This is a genomic window from Halorubrum luteum (assembly GCF_054652935.1).
In genome coordinates this window covers 1,620,721-1,640,317 of the sequence record NZ_BAAIGT010000002.1, presented here as the reverse complement: position 1 = coordinate 1,640,317, position 19,597 = coordinate 1,620,721, and the positions used below count along the sequence as shown (strand labels likewise).

The following is a 19,597-nucleotide window of genomic DNA, read 5'->3' as shown; positions in this document are numbered from 1 at the left end:
CGATCGCCGACAACTACTTTCGACGTGGTGGAGTACACACCTGTGATGATCGTAACCCGGGTCGACGCGTGGGCAAAACGAGTGAAAGCGGAGCTTCAGCGGTCGTTCGCCGAGGAGCACAGCTCCCGGGAAACCGCCGGGAGCTTCGCGGTCGGCGTGTTTGTCACGATGCTTCCCACGCTCGGTACAGGGCTACTCGTGTTCGTCGTGCTCGCGTGGCTGTTCGACCGGATCAATCGGGTCGCGCTGTTCGCCTCCGTTCTCGTGTTCAACCCCGTCGTGAAGTGGGGGGTGTACGCCGCGAGCTTCACGCTCGGCGTGGCGATCCTCGGTCCCCCGGAGGTCCCCGTTACCCCGGCGGAGATCTCCTTCGCGTCCGGCCCGGAGATCGTTTCGCGACTGCTCGTCGGTAATCTGATCCTCGCCGTCGTCGCCGCCGTTCCGGGATACTTCATCGCCTACCGGCTCGTGGAGGCGTACAAGGCTCGGAGCGTGGATATCGTCGAGACGATAGAGGAGGTCGTCGAGCCCGACGAGGACGTGCTCACTGCCGACGGCGGCCCGGTCACTTCCGCGGCTGACGGCGTCACGGCGACTGCCACCGCCGACGGCGACGCGGCGACTGCCACCGATGGCGCGAGAGCCTCCGAAGAGTAGCCACTGCGGCGGCGAGACGTAGCCGCTGTGGCGGTTTGTTGTTGGAAGTTCTCCTTCGCGAGCGATGGCCGATCGACCCGCGTCTGTCAGTGCTCGGTATTCTCCATCAGCGATAAGAGCGCATTCCGTTCCTCGACGGCTACCGGATGCAGGCCGACGAGGGCGACGACGTCGTCACCGTGCTCGACGGTCCCGACGTGGACGAGTACTGGCGTGCCCTCACCGGTGTCGTACCGGTCGGGATCGACATCGCTCTCCTCGGCGTCGTCGACGTCGCCTTCGATATCCTCGGGACCGATGTCGAGATCGAGCTCCGTCTCGAAGGTCTGGATCTCGACGTCCTCACCGAGTATCCGTCGAGTCTCGGAGCCGTGCTCTTCGAACTCCTCTTCGTCCACGTCGGCGTCGTCGCTGGCCCGGTCGAGCAGCCGTCGTATCACCTCTGCGTCGTCCGCGCGAACCAGCGGATTGACTGACTGGCCGAGCACCGTTGCGTCCGGCGTGCTCGTGACGAAAAGCGTCGCGGCTCGGTCCGGGTTGGCGTACACTGCGGTCCACGTCGTCACCGACACCGCGGCGTCGATGCCGAACTCATCGAACTCCGTTTCGATCTCGAACGGCTCCGGATCCTCGCCCTCGTAGCCCGCGTCGGCGAGCGCAGTCTGCGGCACGGTCGCGGGAGCGGCGTCGAAGTCGTACACTCCGTCCTCGCCGTCCGCTCCGCCGATACAGCCCGCCGCCGCGATGGCGGTCGAGGCCGCCGCGACCGTGAGAACGCGTCGTCGAGGCATCCCGTCGATAAACCGAGCCATATCGCGGATAGGCCGGGACCGACTGTTAAGCGTGTCGCGCCGAGTATCGATCTTGATTGCGCGTCAGGCCGCGGCGGCGGTCGGGTTCGCCCTCTTCATCGCGTGGATCGGTGCGGGTCTCCTTCGAGTTCTCTGAGTTCCTCTCCCGATCCGCTAAGCTGGGCTCGGAACGAACTCAGTCCGGTCGTACACTGTCGATGGCGCGTTCGACCGGCGCCGGGTTACGAACAGCGTCGGCGGAGGGATCACTCGACGCGGCGTTCGACTCGGTCGATCATCTCCTCGACGACGTCCGAACGCGGCGGTGCTATCCCCTCCCGACCACGGGCGGCGGCGACCGTTTCACAGACTGCATCGACACAGTAGCTGTGGAACGGCGCGTTCGCCGCAGCCTCGTGGGCCATCCGTCGAAGTGCCGGGAGCCAGCCGAGATGTCGGTCGAGAAATCGTAAGTACCCCTTTCTCTCTCCCGCTCGGAGAAGTACAGCCGCGTACTCGAGTAGCAGCGCTAGATGGTCTGGCGGGTAGGCGGGTGGGACGGCGATGCCGGCGGCGTCGTATCGGTCCTGCATGTCCGCGGCGGGCGGTCCCGATCGTAACCCCTCACTCGCAGCTGTGTCGTACCACGGTCGATAGACGGACTCGATCAGCGGGGCATACGGGACGCGTAATCCCTCGAAGAGCGCGACGTACTCGTTGTCGAACGCCGCCCTCCCGGCCGGTACCGCATCGGGCGTCCCCGGTCCGTCCGGGACGGGAACGGACAGCGTCTCGGCGAGATCGGTCAGCTCCGCAGCGAACCGCCCCGTCTTGACATCTCGGTGAAGCCGTTCGTCCGGATGTTTCAGTCCCTCTGCGAGGAGCGTGTACAGCGACGCCCACGTCTCACGATCGGCGGGGCGACGGCTCGTCGGTTCCACGGGACCGGTCGACTCGTCGTACGCGGTCGATCGTTGGTCGGACATGGAATGCGGTGTGAAGTGTCTGTATCGGGTGGTTCGAAACGACGCTACGGGGACAGCGGTGCGTTGTAGGCGGCGGCAATGATCAGATAGCGCAGCGCGACACCGCCGAGCACGACGAACCCGAATTTCAGGGTGTAAACTCCCCGGACAAGGCGGTTTACGCGTTCGCTGGCGTGGACGTCCATGCGACGCTCGACGGCGATCAGGCCGACGGAAAGCACCAGCGGCACCGCGAGCCCGACCGTGACGACGCCGCCCCAGAACACGAGTCCGTACTCCTCGGTCAAAAGCTCGAAGGCGGCGACTGCTCCCGGTCCACCCGACGCGAGCGTCGTCAAGAGAAACGCCAACACGACGATCTCGCCGAGGATGACGATGTCGTCCGCCACGCTGAAACCGGCGACCGTCGCTCCGTCGATACCATCGAACAGAACCGCCGAACCGATCGTCGCCGCGAGACCGATCGATATCGCGCTGACGAGAAAGAGGAACGGGAGTAGGGTCCCGTCCCACAGCGGTACGGTCGTCGAGACCTCGCCGAGCTTGAGCCCCGTGTAGGCGATCATGCCGAGGGCGAGCGCCGATCCGACTCCCGAGAGCACCAGCCGCCAACGGGCTCCGTGATGCGTCCGACCGGCCAGGCGGCCGAGCAAGGTGTCCACCGGCACATCGAATCGGGTCTCGATCCGTCGCGTTATCGTGCGCGGAAACGCGCTCGTACCGACCGGATCCTCTCCCCAGAAGATCCAGAGCGCGTGTAGCGCCACCACCGCGGTGAACAGCACGATGATCCACGTCCCGATCACGAGCCACGAGCCGACGTTGACGAAGAGGACCGGAAAGAGCAAGGCCCGCAGCGGCGCACCGAGGTGGAACACCAGCAGGAAGACCATTCCCGCCGCAACGGCCCCGATGGCGAGAAGGGTCCCCCACTGTGTGATCGCGCGCATCGGCCGGTAGATGGATGCATCCCCGGACCGGAATCCGATCGCGTCCGCAGCAACACCGGTCAGATACGCACCGCCAGCGAGCCCGCTGAAGAACAGGTACGCGGCGATGTACCAGCCGTACTCCTGTTGGGTCAGCCAGACGAGCCCATCCGTACCGTCAATCATCGCTGCTCACCTCCGTACTACCGCCGGTTGCGGGTTCGAGGACGACTGCCGGGCCGCCATCGTCCGACCGAAACTCCGCGGCGGCTTCCTCCGAGGCCTCGCGCAGCAGCTCGTTGATCGGGCCGGCATCAAGCGCTCCCGTGACACAGTTATCGACGCAGGCGGGCGTCTCACGGGCCGTGTCGGACTCCGCCCGGGGTGGGGAGCCGTGCCCGTCGCCGGCTCCTGCACCGAGACAGCCGTGACACTTCTGTGCGAGTTCGTTCCCCCCGAACTGGATCGCCCCGTACGGACAGGCGTACGAGCAGTAGTTACAGCCGATACACCTGTCCTGATCGACGGTGACGATGCCGTCCTCCGAACGCTTCTCAAGGGCGTTGGTCGGACAGACGCCCCGACACTCGGGGTCGCCACAGTGGTAACACCCCATCGAGATGGAGATCTCACGGTACTCCGGGAACTCGCCCTCACCGACGTGCTCGACTCGTCGCCACGTGACGCCTTCCTCGGAGCCGACGTCGTTCCGGACCTGACAGGCCTGCGAGCAGGCGTGACAACCGATGCATTCGTCGGGATCGAAGTGGAATCCCCACTGGCTCATCGGCCATCACCTTCCGCGGGCACAACTTCGACCGGATGGTTTCGATCGACCATGCCACTGACCGGTTCGACGTGACGCTCGTCGTTGATCGTCATGACGTTCGCGCCGGCCTGATCGGGAGTGACGGAGTACTCCCCGAAGCCAGCGACGGTGAATAGCCAGCCGGGACGGACACCCTCGTACACGTGCGCGACAAGTTCGAGTTCGCCGTCGGGCGATTCGACTCGTACCCGATCTCCGGTTTCGATCCCGCGTGGATCGGCGTCGGCAGGATTGATGTGCAGCAAGTTACCGTCGTACTCGTCGTAGCGGAATCCGAACCGGTCGTGGTACTCTCCGACCGCCTCATCGAGCGCCTGACAGTGTCCCCGGGAAAGCTGTTCGACGAAGCCGTCGGTTAGTAACAGGGGGTACTCCTCGTCTCTCGTTTCGCCGTATCGATCGTCGTCGGGCGGGTGCCATTCCGGCGCGGTGCTGGCGCCAGTGTCCGCTGCGATCGCTGCGTACTCGTCGACGACGTCGAGATCGAACTGAAATTTCCCGGTTTCCGTGTCGAATCCGTCCTCGCGCCAGCCCTCGTACCCGACGTCGGTGACGATCTCGTAGCTTTGCTCGGCGACGTCCTCGAACGAGCGCCCGATGCCCGAGAGCTGCTCGTCGTAGAACTCGGCGGCGTCCTCCCACGGGAAGTACTCACCCCAGCCGAGCGCCTCGGCCAGGGCGCTGTAGATCTGATAGTCGGTCCGACAGTCGCCGATCGGGTCGATGACGCCTTTCGAGGCGGTTACCCAGCCGGATTCGCTGTATGCACTGTCGCCGCCGGTATCGAGGAACGGTTGTTCGAGCGTCGAGGCGCCCGGGAAGACGACATCCGCACGGCGGCTGACGCCGCTCCAGAACGCGTCGACGGTGATCACGAGGTCCATCGTCTCGAGCGCTTCGGCCCACGCGTCGCTGTTGCCGCTTTTTAACGGTGCCGACCAGTTGTTGACGAATCCGCGGATGTCGCCGCGTTCGACCGCAGTGGGGACGACGTTGTGGGAGAGATCGCGAACGTGGCGCTGGAACGGGTGCTCGTCGTAGTCGGGCGTGGACCGCCCCTCGTGGTTGGCAGGGACGTCGATTCCGCGCTTCTCGAAGGGGTCGGCGAGCGAGAATCCGGATCGCCAGTGGCGGGTGCCGCCCTTGCGATCGACGTTGCCGACCAATCCGTTGAGCGCGTGGACGTTCTGACAGTTCTTGAACCCGTTCCCCTGAAACGAGAGTCCAGTGAAGGGGAACGCGACCGCCCGCGGGGCAGCCTCAGCGAACCCGACGGCAACCTCTCGAATGGTCTCGGCGTCTATGTCGGTGAGCTCCGCGGCCCATTCGGGGGTCTTGTCGACGACGGCATCGCGGTACGCGTCGAAGCCGTAGGTCCATTCCTCGATGAACGTCTCGTCGTACAGTTCCTCCTCGATTATCACGTGCCCCATCGCGAGCGCGAGCGCACCGTCGGTTCGTGGCTCTATCGGGAGCCACATATCTGCGATCTCGGCTGTTTTCGTGTATCGGGGGTCGATGCAGACGAGTGTTGCGTCGTGCTCCGCGAGCGTCTCCATGATCCCTTTCGGTTCCCACTGACCACGAAAGGACTCCATTGGATTCCGGCCCCAAGCGATCATGAACTCCGAGTTCCGCCAGTCGGGCCACTCCCGACCGTAGCCGGCCATCCACTCCCAGGAGTCCGAGAACGGACCGTGGCAGGTGGTTTTTCGACCGACCTGCAGCGGCGCACCGTAGAGGTCACGGAACAGGAGATCGTGGAACTCGCCGCCGATAGGATATCCTTGGTACCGAAGCAGCTTCTCCGGACCGTGCGTCTCGCGGAACTGCTCAAGCCGGTCGGCGGCGTACGTGATCGCTTCGTCCCAATCGGCGGCACGCAGGTCGCCGTTCTCGCGGATGTACGGCCGGGTGATCCGGTTGGGGTTGTAGGTCTTGTCGAGTTGTGCGAGCCCTTTCGAGCACAGTGTTCCCTCGGTTCCCGGCCCGGCGCTGGATTTCGGATGGCCGTCGACGCCAGTCAGATCGACTGCGTCCCCGTTCTCGATCCGGACCGCCTGTCCGCAACTGGCCCGACAGATCCAGCAGTTGTTATAAACGGTCCGACGAGCGGACTCGGATCGTGTTCCGGCGTCAGCAACGCGACTGACGCAACCGGCTGCTGCGGCCGACAGTGCGCCGGCGGCTCCTTTAAGTAACGTTCGTCGCCTGACGGTACATCGTTCGTTCTCATCCATCGACGATTCCCTCCGCTTGCGACATGTCTTCGGATATGGGACTCACCCGTGAGGGTCCGTCGTCTCAGTGTGAGTCTTTTTAAATATCACCGGCGGAAGAGACGCGAGTCGCCCCGAGGACGAGCTTACGTTCGGCAGAACGGAGCCGCTGTGAGAGGGTACCCTTCGAGACGTCGAACTCGTCGGCAAGCGTTGCGAGCGACGTCCGCCGCGGCTCGTCGTAGTATCCGACTTCGACGGCCCGCCGGAGCGTCTCGCGCTCAAGGGGGGTGAGAGTGCCGAAATCCACTGTTCTGAGGTCCGAGAACTCCGATTGAGGACGCGTCTCCCCGAGTTTGTGCACGGTGACGGTTCCGATCTCGGAGAGCCCATCGACGATGTCGGCCAGTAGCTCACGGGACCGAGCGTACGCCTCGATCCGGACGCCACGCTCGGTCACCTCCGTGACATCGGCGCTGAACCCGTCACGATCGAGACGCTCATAGAAGCATTCGCGCTCGTGGCATGGCTGCTGAGTCTGCTCGATCCGCGCCTCGTCCTCGTTGGCGGGGGCACCCTCGATCGTGAGCGAGCAGCGACCGCCGTCGGTGTGACGTGAGACGGAATCGAGCACGTTGGCACACGAGCAGAGTCGCCGCATCGCACACGGATGCGTCCGCGGGAGTTCCAGCTCAAGCTCAACGTAAATATCAAGCGTCTCCGCGTCAGGAATCATCACTCCCATACCCGCCATATCTACTCGATTCGGGTAGATCAAAGGGCGAATAGTGAAGGCCTTTTTCAGATACACGTGTCGACCCGTTCAGCAGACGAACGGCCACGTTGATCTCGGATCGCTGAACACCGAGACGGGGTCTTTTGGGTCGCAGCCCCCGAGTTCGTCGTCCTCATCCCGTGGATCGGTGCGGCCTCCTCCGGCTCCTCTGGTAAGGTTGTTAAAAACAAGCCAATTTAAACGAAATATAAATAGCGGTGGTGCGTCCGTTCGTCCGCGCATGGCCGATATCGAACATCACGCGACGAACGTTATCGAGAACGCCACCGTCGAGGTCGCCGTCGGTGACCCACATACGATCGAGGCCGACTACGTCGAGTACTGCGTCTCCAGCGACTACGTCAAAGCGGTGGACGACGACGCCAACACCACGATCACCCACATCAGCAACGTCGAGATCCGGGCCGGTGACGACGCCGTACAACGGATCTAGCTAGCTGTGGACGCGTTCAAGAAGGGCACGATGGACACTCCCGCTCGGGCCGCACGAACGCTTCGACGTAACTATTTCTGGTTTCTTCCGTGGGTCGGATTTATATCCACAGAACGAATACCACCAACGGCCCGATGGCTGCGCCATCGATCTGGATCCCTGTACTGCACCGACGGACGATCGATCGGGGTGGCGACTCATCGACGCGTGCGAATCGAACCCCGGTCCGGGGTGAGTCCCATGATCGCGGCTCCCCTTCGAGGCGGAGTCGCCGTCCCGTCACCGCCTCCACACACCACCACGCCACAAGTCCACACACCACCACGCCACCGCCCCCGCACACGCGTGTTACCGCCTTCGAAGTCATTCGGACGACGGATCACGCACGATTGGAATCATTCACATGACGGACCACACACGACGGATCGACGCACGACGGATCGACACATGAGCCGACCGCTCGAACGCAATCGACTCGACGAGGAGGAGAGCCCGTACCTGACCCAACACGCCGACAACCCGGTGAACTGGCAGCCGTGGGACGACACTGCGCTGGACGCCGCCGCCGAACTCGACCGACCGATCTTCCTGTCGATCGGCTACGCGGCGTGTCACTGGTGTCACGTGATGGAAGACGAGAGCTTCATGAACGATGCGATCGCCGAGCGGCTCAACGATCACTTCGTCCCGATCAAGGTGGACCGCGAGGAGCGTCCGGACGTCGACAGCGTCTACATGACCGCCTGTCAGGTGACGACTGGTCGCGGTGGCTGGCCGCTGTCCGCATGGCTGACGCCCGACGGGCGACCGTTTCAGCTGGGGACGTACTTCCCCCCGGAGCCGAAGCGCGGGATGCCGGGCTTCGGTGACCTGCTCGACGACATCGCCGAGTCGTGGGAGACCGACCGCGACGGGATCGAGACGCGCGCGGAGCAGGTGACCGCGGCCGTTCGAAGACAGCTCGAGGAGACGTCGGAAGCGCCCGCGGCCGGCAGTCGGTCGGTGTCCAACGTGCTCGAATCGGCCGCGGACGCGGTCCGGTACCGAGCCGACCGTGAACACGGCGGGTTCGGCTCCGGAAACAAGTTCCCGCAGCCGAGCCGGCTCCACGCGCTGTTCCGAGCATACGACCGCACCGGTAACGAGGCGTACCGCACGGTCGCGCTCGAAGCGCTGGACGCGATGGCGCGCGGCGGGCTCGTCGATCACGTCGGCGGCGGCTTCCACCGGTACTGCGTCGACGAGGAGTGGACGGTGCCCCACTTCGAGAAGATGCTGTACGACAACGCGGAGCTTCCGCGAGCGTATCTCACCGGCTACCAGCTCACCGGAGACGAGACGTACGCCCGGGTCGTCCGCGACACGCTCTCGTTCGTGGAACGCGAGCTCACACACGAGGCGGGCGGGTTCTACAGCACCCTCGACGCACAAAGCGAAACCTCGTCGGGGACGAAGGCGGAGGGCGCGTTCTACGTCTGGACGCCGACGGCGGTCCACGACGCTCTGGAGACCGAACGTGACGCGGAGCTGTGGTGTGAACGGTTCGGCGTCACGGAGGCCGGGAACTTCGAGGGACGGACCGTCCCGAACGTCACACGCTCCGTGCCCGAGCTCGCGACCGCGTTCGACCTCGACGAAGCCGCGGTACGCGACCGGCTCGCACGCGCGACGACGCGACTTCGGGCACACCGGGAGCAGCGACCGAGACCGGCGCGCGACGAGAAGATCCTGGCGGGCTGGAACGGGATGGCGATCGCCGCGTTTGCGGAGGCAGCGGTCGTGCTCGACGATGACCACTTCGCGGACGTCGCCGTCGACGCACTCGAGTTCGTCCGGAGTCGGCTGTGGGACGAGCAGTCGGCCCGGCTCGCACGACGGTACAAGGACGGCGACGTCGCCGTCGACGGGTATCTCGACGATTACGCGTTCCTCGCCCGGGGGGCGCTCGCCTGTTACGAGGCGACCGGCGAGGTCGACCATCTCGCCTTCGCGCTCGATCTCGCCCGGGCGATCGTCGCGGAGTTCTGGAGCGCTGACGACGGAACCCTGTACTTCACGCCGGAACGGGCCACCGATCTCGTGACGCGTCCTCAGGAGCTCACCGACGGGTCGACACCGGCGGCCGCCGGAGTGGCGGCCGAGACGCTGCTTGCGCTCGCTCCGTTCACGTCGGCGGAGTTCGAGACGGTCGTGGAGACGCTGCTTTCGACGCATGCCTCGCGGATCGAGGAGAGCCCGCTGCAGTACGTCACGCTCGCGCAAGCCGCCGATCGGTTCGAGACGGGGATGCTGGAGATAACCGTCGCGGCCGACGCGATGCCCGACGAGTGGCTTCGGAAAACGGGGGAGCGCTACCTGCCGGACGGGCTGGTCACGATGCGGCCGCCGTCCGAGGAGCGGCTCGAGTCGTGGCTCGACGCGCTTGACCTCGGGTCGGTGCCGCCCGTCTGGGCCGACCGAGTCCCCCGCGACGGCGCTCCGACGGTGTACGTCTGTCGCGAGTTCACCTGTTCGCCGCCGTACCACGACATCGACGAGGCGCTCGACTGGCTGTCGACGGACGCGGGAGAGGACGGGGCCTGACGCGCCGGTAGCAAACTCCAACCATCACGACGGCGAACGCCGTGGCGATCGGTTGCACTGCGGCGATTCGATGCGACGACCCACCCGCGTCGGGTCGGCGTCGGTCGTGCGAAGCAGTGACCAACTCACCGCCGGCTTCGCTGCACGGCTGACGGGGCTTCGGACCTTTTAAGCCCGCGACCGACCCTGTCACAACCAATGAGCGACGACGACCAGGAGCTCGGCATCACCGAGTCGAAGTCACACAACACCGGCGAGTGGTACGCCGAGGTCGTACGGAAGGCGGGGCTGGCGGACTACGGGCCCGAGGGGATGAGCGGGTTCATCGTCACGCGTCCGCGAGCGTACGCCATCTGGGAGCGGCTGCAGGGGTTCCTCGACGCGAAGTTCAAGGAGACCGGGGTGCAAAACGCCTACTTCCCGATGTTCATTCCGGAGTCGTACCTCGAGCGCGAAAAGGAGATCGTCGAGGGGTTCGACCCGGAGGTCGCGTGGGTTGAAGAGGCCGGAAACAAGGAGTTAGAGGAGCGGCTCGCGGTCCGACCCACCTCCGAGTCGATCATCACGCCGTACATCAGCTCGTGGGTGCGGAGCCACCGCGATCTCCCTCTCCGAGTGAATCAGTGGTGTTCGGTGGTGCGGTGGGAGGCGACGGAGACGAAGCCGTTCTTCCGCACGAAGGAGTTCCTCTGGCAGGAGGGCCACACCGCGCACGCGACCCACGAGGACGCGTGGGCGGAGACGATGCGCCGACTCGACCAGTACGAGTCAGTGTACGAGGAGCTGCTCGCGATCCCCGTCCTCCGCGGACAGAAGCCCGACCACGACACGTTCCCCGGCGCACACACGACGACGACCGTCGAGGCGCTCATGCCCGACGGGAAATCCGTGCAGGGGGCGACCTCTCACCACCTCGGTCAGTCGTTCGCGGAGGCGTTCGACATCACCTACTCCGACGTTGACGAGGACGAGCGAGTCGCACACACCACGTCGTGGGGGATCTCCTGGCGCGCGCTCGGCGCGCTGATCATGACCCACTCCGACGAGCAGGGGCTCGTTCTCCCGCACACGGTCGCGCCCACCCAGGTCGTGATCGTCCCGATATGGCAGGAGGAGACGAAGGAGTCGGTGCTCGAGTACGCCGAGGACGTCGCCGACGAGCTCGACGACGCGGGCGTTCGCGTCGAGCTCGACGACCGCGACGAGCGTAACCCCGGCTTCAAGTTCAACGAACACGAGCTCAACGGCGTCCCCCTCCGGATCGAGATCGGTCCGAACGAGGTCGACGACGACGAGCTCACGCTCGTCCACCGTCCCGACGGGGAGTCGACGGTCGAGAAGCGCGACGGCGTCGTCGAGACCGTCCGGAGCCACTTCGAGGCGGTGTACGCGAAGCTGTACGCGGCCGCCGAGGAGAACCTCGACGGCGAGGTTCGCGAGGCGGACGACCGCGCCGCGATCCTCGGCACGCTGGGCCAGCACGGCGGCTACGTCAAAGCCCCGTGGTGTGGCGACGAGGCCTGCGAGGAGCCGATCAAGGAGCCGATCGCCGCGGAGATCGTAATGGTCCCGTTCGAGGACGACGACGAACTCGTCGACGGCGACCACGAGGAGACGTGTGCGGTGTGTGGCGAGCCGGCGTCACGAACTGCGTACTTCGCAAAGTCGTACTGACGCACCCCGACGCCCGTTAACTTATAAGGCGTTAGGCGTAGAGTTTTGGATGCTTACTCCGTAAGAGTTGCTTTGATAGTGGTTTTTGGCCGGTTAAACTGGACTAATGTCGTGTGTGGTGACCAATGCCAACCCCTGATAAATAATTACCTTATATTCCCTAATGTGTGGACAAGGGTATTGACTCCTATCAGGGTCACACCTTTACCTGACCGATAGCGAGTGAGGTGTATGACCACGTCACGTAGTACTACCCTCGATTCGGAGTCGTCCGAGTCGACGGGTCGCGACGCGTGTCTCGCGTCGCCCGACGACGACCGCTCGAACTGTGGGATCGGCGGGATCGTCGACCTCGATGGGGAGCCGAGTCACGACACCGTAACCGACGCCGTCCGTCTGCTGGAGAATCTCGAACATCGGGGGACGACCGGCGCCGAACGAAACACCGGAGACGGGGCCGGGATCATGGTCGCGCGACCGGACGAGTTTTTCAGGGACGTCGTCGAGGCCGACCTACCGGACGAGTACGCCGTCGGCTCCGTGTTCATGCCGCCCGAACCCGGCGCTCAGGCGGAGATCCACGACGTGATCGCGGAGACGTTTGCCGTCTACGGACTGGAAGTGCTGGAGTGGCGGTCAGTGCCGACCGACAACGCCGATCTCGGCGAGACCGCACTGGAGTCCGAGCCGGCGGTCGAACAGCTGTTCGTCGCGCCCGTCGAGGGTGCAGGGCTCGCGGAGCGGTTCGGCGAGCAGAACCGGTTCGAGACGGAGACCGATCCGGACGCCGAGCTGTTGGGGTTCGATCGCGCGTTGTACGCCGCTCGCCGCGAGATCGAGAACCGCGTCGCCGACGTCGACGGCGGCGGACGCTTCTACGTCTGCTCGCTCGACCGCCAACGCGTCGTTTATAAGGGCCTGCTGAAAGGCTCACAGCTCGCCGGCTACTATCCGGACCTCTCCGACGAGCGGTTCGCGAGCCACGTCGCGTTGGTCCACGCGCGCTTCTCGACGAACACGCTCGGCGCGTGGCATCTCGCCCATCCGTATCGGAACATCGTCCACAACGGCGAGTTCAACACGATCCGCGGTAACATCAACTGGATGCGGGCACGCGAGAACGACCTCGAACACCCGGCGTTCGGGCCCGAGATCGAGACGCTCAAGCCGATCATCAACGATCCGAACCAGTCGGACACCGCGAGCGTCGACAACGCGCTCGAACTGCTTTTACAGACCGGACGGGATCTGCCGCACGCGTTGCGGATGCTCGTTCCCGAGGCGTTCCGCGACGACCATCTCATGGACGAACGACGGCAGGCGTTCTACGACTACCACGCCTCGCTGGTCGAGCCGTGGGACGGGCCCGCCCTCGTCATCGGCTTCGACGGCGAGCAAGTCGCCGGCGTCCTCGACCGCAACGGGCTTCGCCCCTGCCGATACGAGGTCACCGACGAGAACCGTCTCGTCGTCGGTAGCGAGGTCGGCGCGCTGCCGACCGACTCCGCGAACGTCGAGCGTCGGGGTCGTCTCCAGCCCGGCGAGATCTTCGTTGCCGACCCCGAGGAGGGACGGATCGTCCCTGACGACGACGTGTTCGCCGATCTCACCGACGAGCAGTACGCCGAATGGGTCGACGACCAGCAGACCGATCTGGAAGAGCTCGTCGACGCGGACGACGGCACCGCGGCCGGAATCGGGGCGGATGCTCCGACAGCCGGGAGTGAAGCGGACGACGCGAGTGGGGCGAAATATCAGGACGCGGAGCCGAAGCCGACCGTCCGCGCACATCAGGCGGCGTTCGGCTACACGACCGACTCGCTGAATCACCTCGTGGAGCCGATGGCCGAAACCGGGAAGGATCCGGTCGGGTCGATGGGTGACGACACGCCGCTGTCCGTGCTCGCCGACGTCAACCGCCCGCTTTTCACCTACTTCAAACAGCTGTTCGCGCAGGTCTCGAACCCGCCGATCGACTACATCCGCGAGGAGCTGGTGACATCGCTCGAGTCACGGATCGGCGACCAGCAGAACCTGCTCGCGGAGACGCCGGAGCACGCACACCAGATCGTCGCCGACTCCCCGGTGCTCACCGACGCTGAGACGGCGTCGCTGAAGCGGCTCGACGCCGACTCGTCGTTCACCTCGGTAACGCTCGACACGACGTATCACCACGACGGGTCGTTGTCGGACGCCGTCGACCGGGTCCGTCGCGAGGCCGCCGAGGCGATCGAGGCCGGCGCCGACGTGGTCGTCCTCTCGGACCGCGCGGTCGGCCCCGACCGGCTCGCGATCCCGAGTCTGCTTGCCACCGGCGCGGTCCACCACCACCTGGTTCGCAGCGGGCTCCGCAATCGCGCAGGGGTCGTCGTCGAGTCGGGCGAGCCACACGAGGTTCACCACCTCGCGACGCTCGTCGGCTACGGCGCGGACGCGGTCGACCCGTATCTCGCGTACGCCTCCATCGCTGACGTCGTCGCCGGGCCGGACGGCGCGGACGAGGCCGAGGCGCTCGCCGCCTACCGCGAGGCGCTGGAGCACGGCCTCCTGAAAACGATGGCCAAGATGGGGATCTCGACCGTCGAGTCGTATCAGGGCGCACAGATCTTCGAGGCCGTCGGACTCGACTCCGACCTCGTCGCCGAGTACTTCGAGGGCACGGAGATCCGAACCGAGGGCGTCGGGATCGAGGGGATAGAAGATGACCTCCGGACGCGACACGCGATGGCGTTCGGTGCGGATCCGGAGCTCGAGACGATCGGCGAGTACGAAAACCGGTCGTCCGGCGTGTATCACGGCTGGAACCCGGAGACGGTCGGGACGCTCCAGCAGGCGGTCCGTCGCGGCGACTACGAGCAGTACGAGGAGTTCGCCGAGCTCGTCAACGACCAGTCGAAGTCGCTGCACACGCTGCGTGGGCTTCTCGAGTTCGACTCCGACCGCGATCCGATCCCGGTCGAGGAGGTTCAGCCGGTCGAAGAGATCGTGACGCGGTTCTCGACGGCCGCGATGAGCCTCGGCAGCCTCTCCCCGGAGGCTCACGAGAACAACTCCATCGCGATGAACCGACTGGGCGCGAAATCGAACACCGGCGAGGGTGGCGAGCCGCCGGAGCGGTTCGACACCGAAAAGGAGTGTAACGTCAAACAGGTCGCCTCCGGCCGATTCGGCGTCACCGCCGAGTACCTCGCGAACGCCGAGGAGCTCCAGATCAAGATGGCACAGGGGTCGAAGCCGGGCGAGGGTGGCCATCTCCCGGGCGAGAAAGTCAACGAGATGATCGCCCACGTCCGGTGTTCGACGCCGGGCGTCGGGCTCATCTCGCCGCCGCCACAACACGACATCTACTCGATCGAGGACCTCAAACAGCTTATCTTCGACCTCAAGGCGGCGAGCCCGGACGCCGACGTCAACGTGAAGCTCGTCTCGGAGGCCGGCATCGGCACCATCGCCGCGGGTGTCGCGAAGGCGAACGCGGACGTCGTCCACGTCTCCGGTCACTCCGGCGGCACCGGCGCGTCGCCGAAAACCTCGATCAAGAACGCGGGGCTCCCGTGGGAGCTCGGCCTCGCGGAGACGAACCAGATGCTCCGCGCGACCGGGTTGCGTGACCGGATCCGCGTGACCACCGACGGCGGAATGAAGACGGGCCGCGACGTCGCCGTCGCCGCCGCGCTCGGCGCTGAGGAGTACGTGTTCGGCACGGCGTCGCTCGTCACCTCCGGCTGCGTGATGGCCCGTCAGTGTCACGAGAACACCTGTCCGGTGGGCGTTGCGACCCAGCGCGAGGACCTCCGGAAGCGGTTCCCCGGCGAACCGGAACACGTCATCAACTACATGACGTTCATCGCACAGGAGCTCCGCGAGCTGATGGCCGAGCTGGGCTACCGGGAGGTCGAGGAGCTGATCGGTCGTCCGGAGCTTTTGACGCAGCGCGAAACGGACCACGAGAAGGCGAAACATCTCGACCTCTCGGCGGTGATCGCGGAGCCGGCCGGCGACTCACGGACGAAGACCCGCGAGCAGGCGCACGAGGGAATAGACGAGCTGCTCGACTGGGAGCTCATCGCCGACGCCGCGGACGCCATCGTCGACGGTGCGCCGGTCGCGTTAACCCGCGACATCGAGAACGTCAACCGCGCCGTCGGCGCAACGCTGTCGAACAAGGTCGTGTCGGAACACGGCGGTGACGGACTTCCCGATGACACGATCACGTGCCGGTTCGACGGCTACGCCGGACAGAGCTTCGGCGCGTTCCTCGCACCCGGGATCACGATGGAGCTCACGGGCGCAGCGAACGACTACGTCGGCAAGGGGCTCTCCGGGGGACGGCTCGTTGTCAACACGCCGGCCGACGCCGGCTACGACCCCGCGGAGAACGTCGTCGTGGGCAACGTCTGTCTGTACGGTGCGACCTCCGGCGAGGCGTACGTGAACGGCGTCGCCGGCGAGCGATTCGGTGTCAGAAACTCCGGTGTAAAGGCCGTCGTCGAGGGCGTCGGCGACCACGGCTGTGAGTATATGACCGGCGGGGTCGTCGCCGTCCTCGGCGACACCGGTCGCAACTTCGCTGCCGGGATGTCCGGCGGGATCGCGTACGTGTACGATCCCGACGACCGGTTCGCGGACCGCGTGAACCGCGGGATGGTGTCGACGTCCGAGACGCTGGAGGAGCGAGACGAGGCGATGCTCCGACGACTCGTCGAGAACCATCGCGCGTACACGGGTAGCGACCGTGCGGCCGAACTGCTCGACGACTGGCCGAGCGCGGTCGACGACTTCGTTCGCGTCTTCCCCGACGCGTACGCCGAAGTCATCACCGAGGGTCGGGGCGCAGACGTCAGGGACGAGCTTCCCGACCCCGCCGAGGCGCGCGCCGATACCGGAACCGAGCCGATCGAGGGCGTCTCCGGCGACGACTAATAAGCGGCCTCGTTCGGTGAGCGTCTCCGCTTCTCGACGGCTTCGTCGATCAGTAGCTTCGTTCGGTCGGCTCGTAGCGTCGGTCGTCCCCCTCCAGCTCCACCGACCGATACCACAGCTCCGGCTCCCCGTCGTTCCACGAGAGCATGGTGTGTTTCAGCCACGCCTCGTCGTCGCGCTCGCGGTGTGCCGCCCGCCAGTGTGCGCCGCGAAACTCCCGTCTGGCGTACGCCCCGGCCGCGACCGCCTCGGCGATGTCGAGGACGTTTCGAGTTTCGATCGTCTGGATCAGGTCGGTGTTGTACGTGCTTGAGGGGTCGTTCACGGCGACGTCGTCGTACGACCGTCGCGCCTCCCTGATCGTTCGGAGCGCCTCGGCGAGCCCGTCCGTCTCGCGGAACACGTTGACGTGTCGGCCCATCGTCTCCTGGACCTGTTTACGGACCGACGCGTGATGGACGCGTCCGTCACGGTTCAGCAGCTCCTCGACGCGGCTCCGTGCCGCATCGACTGCCCGTTCGAGAACGGTCTCCGCGTCGGACACGACGGATCCGCCATCGCTTGCGACGGAACCGTCATCGCGTCCGCGGGACCCCGCGGCCGCGTCGGTGGTGCCGAGCTCGACCGGGAGGTCGCTTTCGGCGGTTTCATGGGAGCCTCGTCGACCGGTGTCGATGGCGGACTCGCCGAGATCTTCGCCCGCGGCGTGGCGTCCTGCGCGCTTCCCGAAGACGAGCAGCTCGGCCAACGAGTTGCCGCCGAGCCGGTTCGCGCCGTGCATCGAGACGCACGCACACTCGCCGGCGGCATACAGCCCGTCGACACACGTCTCGCCGTGCTCGTTCGTCTCGATGCCACCCATCGCGTAGTGTGCACCCGGCTTGACCGGGATCGGCTCCGCGAGCGCGTCGGCACCCTCGAAATCTTCGGCGAGATGGAGGATGTTCTCCAGTCGGTCGCGGATGCGTTCCTCACCCAGATGGCGCATGTCGAGGTGGACGTACTCGCCTTCGATCCCACGACCCTCCTCGACCTCGGTCAACTCGGCGCGGGAGACGACGTCGCGGGAGGCGAGTTCGCCCGCGTTGTTCGCGTACCCCCGCTCGAAGATGAACCGCTCGCCCGCCGCGTTGTACAGTACGCCCCCCTCGCCGCGGACGCCCTCGGTGATGAGCACGCCGGTCGAGGGAAGCGTCGTGGGGTGGAACTGGACGAACTCCATATCCTCCATCGGAACGCCGGCGCGGTACGCCAATGCCGCCCCGTCGCCCGTGTTCGACACGGCGTTCGTGGTGTGTTCGTACACCTGTCCGATCCCGCCCGTTGCGAGCACTACCCCGCCGTCGGCGCGGAACCCGGCGATCTCGCCGGTCCGTATCTCGTAGGCGACGACGCCGTGACAGCGCCGGTCGGTGGGGTCGTCCTCGTCGGTGACCGCGAGATCCATCACGTACCACTCGTCGTACACGTCTATTCCGCGCTTTACCGCCTGCTCGTACATGGCGTGGAGGACGTGATGGCCGGTCTCCGCGCCGGCGTACGCCGTTCTCGGGAACTCCATACCCCCGAACGGGCGTTGGGAGATCCGGCCGTCCTCCTCGCGGGAGAACACTGTCCCCCAGTGTTCGAGCCGGACGACCTCCTCCGGAATCTCGCTCGCGAACGTTTCGACGGCGGGCGCGTCCGCGAGGTAATCCGCACCTTTCATCGTCTCGTACGCGTGGTCGGCGACCGCGTCGTCGGGGTGGAGCGCGGCGTTGATGCCGCCCTCCGCCGCGCCCGTGTGGCTCCTGACGGGGTGGAGCTTGCTCACGATCGCGGCGTCGGCGCCCGCCTCGTGGGCCGCGATCGCCGCGCGAAGCCCCGCACCGCCGCCGCCGACCACGATCACGTCGTGTTCGTACATGAGGTCCTCTCGTGTGGGCGTCCGATGCCGGCGGGTATCGGCGTTCGCCTCCAGTATCCATTATTTTATATGTGGTGACACGCCACCGACTCCACACCTTTTTGGGTCCCATCGACGAATGGACCGGCCAGTGAGCGCATACGAGACCGCGACCGACCGCGGCGTGCTGCTGTCCGGACGGGAGTGGAAAGTCGTTGGCACAGCCGGACTGTTGATGACGCTGAACGTGCTGGTGATGGCGGCGTTCGCGACGACGCCGCTCGCGGTCGTCAACAGCTACCTGTTCGCGTTCCCGATCGTCGGCGTTCTCGTGTACGGGGCGGCGATCTACGCCGGCGAGCGCGTGGCCGAGCGCGGCGTTGAGCAAGGCGATGTCGGACTGGCGCTCGCGGGCGTCGCGCTTCTGCAGGCCGCGTTCGGCCTGTTCGGTGCGGGCGTACTCGGGTTCCTGCCGCCCGAGGCGTTGGTTCCGGTGCTCGCGATCACGGCCGCCGTCACCGCGCTGATGACCGCCGGGATCGGCGCGTACGTGTACGCCCGCCGGTCCACGACGTTCGAGCACTACGCGACGTGGTCGACGTACGGGTTTCTCGGCGGGCTCGCCACGATCCTCGTCGGCACGTTCGTGTTCGACCTCCTGCTTCTCGTCGGGTTCGTGTTGATCTTCGTCGGCTTCCTGTTCCGGCTCGGCTGGGAGATCTGGCGGATCCGCGACGGTCGGGTTCGGGCGGTGTCGCTGCAGGCGATCGGGCTGTACATCGCCGTTGCCGGGGTGTTCGTGCACGTGTTACAGATCGTGATCCGGATGCTTGCGGATCGGTAGCCGTGATTCGGTGCGCGCGGAATCGGTAGTCGTACCGATCGCACGGTC

Annotated in this window: 13 protein-coding genes; 6 read left to right on the top strand and 7 right to left on the bottom strand. The window is 65.8% G+C overall.

What is annotated here, in order from left to right; all coding sequences use genetic code 11:
* Positions 1-45: 45 nt before the first annotated feature.
* The gene (locus tag ACYQ0R_RS08105) at positions 46-657 is read left to right on the top strand and encodes a DUF2062 domain-containing protein (RefSeq protein WP_459822310.1); all 612 of its coding nucleotides are present in this window, start codon (positions 46-48) and stop codon (positions 655-657) included.
* Positions 658-743: 86 nt separating this feature from the next.
* On the opposite strand, the gene ACYQ0R_RS08100 is transcribed toward ACYQ0R_RS08105, so the two are convergent.
* The 6 genes from ACYQ0R_RS08100 to ACYQ0R_RS08075 form a co-directional block, all read right to left on the bottom strand.
* Positions 744-1,469: a DUF6517 family protein gene (locus tag ACYQ0R_RS08100; protein WP_459822308.1), complete on the bottom strand. Its 726-nt coding sequence runs from the start codon at positions 1,467-1,469 to the stop codon at positions 744-746.
* Between the two features lie 245 nt (positions 1,470-1,714).
* Positions 1,715-2,434, bottom strand: a complete 720-nt coding sequence (locus tag ACYQ0R_RS08095) for a TorD/DmsD family molecular chaperone (protein WP_459822306.1) — start codon at positions 2,432-2,434, stop codon at positions 1,715-1,717.
* A 44-nt stretch (positions 2,435-2,478) separates the two neighbouring features.
* Entirely contained in the window at positions 2,479-3,549 is a 1,071-nt protein-coding gene (gene nrfD, locus ACYQ0R_RS08090; protein ID WP_459822304.1) for an NrfD/PsrC family molybdoenzyme membrane anchor subunit, read from the bottom strand.
* On the bottom strand, positions 3,542-4,150 hold the full coding sequence (locus tag ACYQ0R_RS08085) for a 4Fe-4S dicluster domain-containing protein (protein WP_459822302.1): 609 nt from the start codon (positions 4,148-4,150) through the stop codon (positions 3,542-3,544). Before ACYQ0R_RS08085 ends, nrfD begins: the two co-directional genes overlap by 8 nt.
* On the bottom strand, positions 4,147-6,432 hold the full coding sequence (locus ACYQ0R_RS08080; protein WP_459822300.1) for a molybdopterin-containing oxidoreductase family protein: 2,286 nt from the start codon (positions 6,430-6,432) through the stop codon (positions 4,147-4,149). Before ACYQ0R_RS08080 ends, ACYQ0R_RS08085 begins: the two co-directional genes overlap by 4 nt.
* A 79-nt stretch (positions 6,433-6,511) precedes the next feature.
* Positions 6,512-7,165 (bottom strand): helix-turn-helix domain-containing protein, encoded by a 654-nt coding sequence (locus tag ACYQ0R_RS08075; protein WP_459822298.1) that lies wholly within the window; start codon positions 7,163-7,165, stop codon positions 6,512-6,514.
* Between the two features lie 262 nt (positions 7,166-7,427).
* Between ACYQ0R_RS08075 and ACYQ0R_RS08070 the strand changes: the two genes are divergently transcribed.
* The 4 genes from ACYQ0R_RS08070 (at position 7,428) to gltB (ending at position 16,820) form a co-directional block, all read left to right on the top strand.
* A complete protein-coding gene (locus tag ACYQ0R_RS08070) occupies positions 7,428-7,640 on the top strand; it encodes a hypothetical protein (protein ID WP_459822296.1) in 213 nt (70 codons plus the stop codon).
* Positions 7,641-8,087: 447 nt separating this feature from the next.
* Positions 8,088-10,223, top strand: coding sequence for a thioredoxin domain-containing protein (locus tag ACYQ0R_RS08065; protein ID WP_459822294.1), 2,136 nt, complete (start codon positions 8,088-8,090; stop codon positions 10,221-10,223).
* A gap of 198 nt (positions 10,224-10,421) precedes the next feature.
* Positions 10,422-11,897, top strand: a complete 1,476-nt coding sequence (proS, locus tag ACYQ0R_RS08060; protein WP_459822292.1) for a proline--tRNA ligase — start codon at positions 10,422-10,424, stop codon at positions 11,895-11,897.
* Positions 11,898-12,128: 231 nt separating this feature from the next.
* The gene (gltB, locus tag ACYQ0R_RS08055) at positions 12,129-16,820 is read left to right on the top strand and encodes a glutamate synthase large subunit (RefSeq protein ID WP_459822290.1); all 4,692 of its coding nucleotides are present in this window, start codon (positions 12,129-12,131) and stop codon (positions 16,818-16,820) included.
* A 49-nt stretch (positions 16,821-16,869) separates the two neighbouring features.
* On the opposite strand, the gene ACYQ0R_RS08050 is transcribed toward gltB, so the two are convergent.
* Entirely contained in the window at positions 16,870-18,726 is a 1,857-nt protein-coding gene (locus tag ACYQ0R_RS08050) for an FAD-binding protein (RefSeq protein WP_459822288.1), read from the bottom strand.
* 130 nt (positions 18,727-18,856) lie between these two features.
* Between ACYQ0R_RS08050 and ACYQ0R_RS08045 the strand changes: the two genes are divergently transcribed.
* On the top strand, positions 18,857-19,549 hold the full coding sequence (locus ACYQ0R_RS08045) for a hypothetical protein (protein ID WP_459822286.1): 693 nt from the start codon (positions 18,857-18,859) through the stop codon (positions 19,547-19,549).
* Positions 19,550-19,597 lie beyond the last annotated feature (48 nt).

Bases quoted from the DNA above. Each gene is read 5' to 3' on its own strand.
- ACYQ0R_RS08075 (WP_459822298.1), bottom strand. From the start codon at position 7,165: ATGGCGGGTATGGGAGTGATGATTCCTGACGCGGAGACGCTTGATATT.
- proS (WP_459822292.1), top strand. From the start codon at position 10,422: ATGAGCGACGACGACCAGGAGCTCGGCATCACCGAGTCGAAGTCACAC.
- ACYQ0R_RS08100 (WP_459822308.1), bottom strand. From the start codon at position 1,469: ATGGCTCGGTTTATCGACGGGATGCCTCGACGACGCGTTCTCACGGTC.
- ACYQ0R_RS08050 (WP_459822288.1), bottom strand. From the start codon at position 18,726: ATGTACGAACACGACGTGATCGTGGTCGGCGGCGGCGGTGCGGGGCTT.
- ACYQ0R_RS08080 (WP_459822300.1), bottom strand. From the start codon at position 6,432: ATGGATGAGAACGAACGATGTACCGTCAGGCGACGAACGTTACTTAAA.
- ACYQ0R_RS08085 (WP_459822302.1), bottom strand. From the start codon at position 4,150: ATGAGCCAGTGGGGATTCCACTTCGATCCCGACGAATGCATCGGTTGT.
- ACYQ0R_RS08065 (WP_459822294.1), top strand. From the start codon at position 8,088: ATGAGCCGACCGCTCGAACGCAATCGACTCGACGAGGAGGAGAGCCCG.
- gltB (WP_459822290.1), top strand. From the start codon at position 12,129: ATGACCACGTCACGTAGTACTACCCTCGATTCGGAGTCGTCCGAGTCG.
- ACYQ0R_RS08070 (WP_459822296.1), top strand. From the start codon at position 7,428: ATGGCCGATATCGAACATCACGCGACGAACGTTATCGAGAACGCCACC.
- nrfD (WP_459822304.1), bottom strand. From the start codon at position 3,549: ATGATTGACGGTACGGATGGGCTCGTCTGGCTGACCCAACAGGAGTAC.
- ACYQ0R_RS08095 (WP_459822306.1), bottom strand. From the start codon at position 2,434: ATGTCCGACCAACGATCGACCGCGTACGACGAGTCGACCGGTCCCGTG.
- ACYQ0R_RS08105 (WP_459822310.1), top strand. From the start codon at position 46: ATGATCGTAACCCGGGTCGACGCGTGGGCAAAACGAGTGAAAGCGGAG.